This is a genomic window from Parvimonas sp. D9, from assembly GCF_035282565.1.
In the GTDB taxonomy this organism is placed as follows: Bacteria; Bacillota; Clostridia; order Tissierellales; family Peptoniphilaceae; genus Parvimonas; species Parvimonas micra.
In genome coordinates, this window is the sequence record NZ_JAYKBM010000147.1 from 1 (window position 1) to 273 (window position 273).

General features: G+C 35.2%; 1 protein-coding gene. It reads right to left on the reverse strand.

Annotated elements, in window-relative coordinates:
- On the reverse strand, nt 1-248 hold a 248-nt coding region (locus VJI94_RS08375), incomplete at its 3' end, for an NAD-dependent epimerase/dehydratase family protein (protein WP_324009029.1).
- Nucleotides 249-273: the final 25 nt, after the last annotated feature.

Genomic DNA, 273 nt, shown 5'->3' on the forward strand with positions numbered 1-273 from the left:
GATAAAAGTTTGGAATTATCCATAATTTTTCGTGGGGTTCCGTCTGGCTTACTTGTGTCCCACCGAATTTCTCCTGAAAAACCAGTAATATCCTTAATTAAGTAGGCAATGTCTTTAATACTTAGTTCTTCTTGTGAACTAATATTTACAAACTCCAAACCATTATAAGAGTTCATAAGAAATAGACATGCGTCTGCTAAATCATCAACATGCATGAACTCTCGTAAGGGTGATCCTGAGCCCCACATTTCTACATAATCATTTTTTTCTCTT